The organism is Streptomyces sp., from assembly GCF_036566765.1.
Lineage (GTDB): Bacteria > Actinomycetota > Actinomycetes > Streptomycetales > Streptomycetaceae > Streptomyces.
Genome location: NZ_DATCVQ010000135.1, coordinates 1 through 1,540, shown reverse-complemented (window position 1 = coordinate 1,540; position 1,540 = coordinate 1). Strand labels below are relative to the sequence as shown.

Below are 1,540 nucleotides of genomic sequence, written 5' to 3'. Positions count from 1 at the left end.
GCGACGCACGCGAGCTGCCGGGCGTAGGACCAGGTGCCGACGGGCCCGTCTGCCGGGCCAGCGGTGCGGAGCTCGGCCCAGTGCTCGACGGCGGCAGTGCCGCGCTGGGGCCGCCTGTCGGCGGGGATCTCGCCGACGCCGGCGGCCAGCGTGATGCAGTGCGTCAGCAGCTGGTCGATGAGCAGGGCGAGGGCTTCGTCGCCGGGGTGGGCGCGCATGTCGATGGCGCGGCGGATGTCCGCCTGCGCGGTGCCCTCGGCGTGCTCCTCGATGGCGTCTGAGACCTGCACGAGGAGCGCGCCGAGGTGCACCTCCACCGTGGCTCTGTCGTGCTGCTCATGCTCGGACATGCCCGCTCCCTGGCGTCGTTGGCGACTGGGTGAGACCAGGGTGGAGGCACAACAAGGCCCCGACTGCCACCACTTGGTGACAGCCGGGGCCAAGGCTTAACGCTCTGTCAGACTCCCAGCCAGGTGCCGTACGACAGGAACGAATCCGGCAGCCGGCGGTGCGCCGCCTCCAGTCCCGTGTACGTCTCCCGCACCGTGGCGTGATAGCGAGCCTGCTGCGGTGCCGCCTTCCGGGCCTTCAGCAGGTTCTGGAAAGAGCTGTCGAGGTCGCCGGTCCACATCTGCGCGCGAGCCAGCTCCGCGAAGTGGTGCGAGCGGCGGGACGCCGGCCAGTCCTTCGGAATACCCACCTGGCGGCCCTGCTCCGCCGCGCGATCGTACTCGTCCAGCTCGGCGAGAACGCTGGTCCGGTGCACCAGTACGTTCGTTGGCCCGAACGCCAGGTAGTGCACCTGCACCGCCTCGCCCGTGGCCGTCGCGATCCGCTCGGCCTCGCCGAGGTGGCTGTCCGCGCGGCTGCCGTCCTGGGAACGGGCTGCCATGACCGCGGCCCCGAGATGCAGCTGCCCGGTGACCACGTCCCGTTCCCGGCCAGGGTCGGCCTGCTCGACGATCCGCAGGCCGAGGTCGGTCAGCCGCTGCCCCGTCCGGTACTGGCCTTCACGAAGGTAGTTCAGGGCGCGGAAGTAGCGGTACATGCCGCCCCATGCGGCGGACGATCCGCGTTCGGCGGCCCACTCCAGGCGGGCCAGTGCGATGGCGGACAGGTCGCCGTAGCCGAGCTTCGAAGCGACGTCGTACGCCGACCGGTACGTGGACGCGAGAAGCCGCCACAGTTCATCCTGCGGCGCGGCGTGGGCGGCGGTCGTCACCTCCTGAATCAGCCCCGGTAGTTGGCTGGCAGCGTTCTTGATCTCCCCGGCGCGCACGGCAACGAGCAGCGACTCGGCGTCCCCGGCCAGGAGCTCGTACGGGCGCGGCACGATTTCCGGGTCGGCGCCGAGGTCGTATACGTCCAGCGCCTCGCGGATCGGCCTTATCAGCACATCGAGTTCGTCCGCGCGGAGCTCCTCGACGTATGGCTGGCCGTTGACCGTGGCGACGCTGACGCGCAGGGCTTCGGCGATGCGGTTGATGGTGTACGGCGAGGCGGGCTTGCTGCCCTGCTCCGCCTTCACGATGGTGCTGTA

General features: G+C 70.6%; 2 protein-coding genes. Both read right to left on the bottom strand.

The features are described 5' to 3' along the window. A partial coding sequence (locus tag VIU94_RS06955) for a DUF6415 family natural product biosynthesis protein (RefSeq protein ID WP_331908671.1) occupies positions 1–350 on the bottom strand: 350 nt, incomplete at its 3' end. A 107-nt stretch (positions 351–457) separates the two neighbouring features. Continuing rightward, positions 458–1,540 (bottom strand): transcriptional regulator (locus VIU94_RS06950; RefSeq protein WP_331908669.1); only part of this gene is annotated, 1,083 nt, incomplete at its 5' end.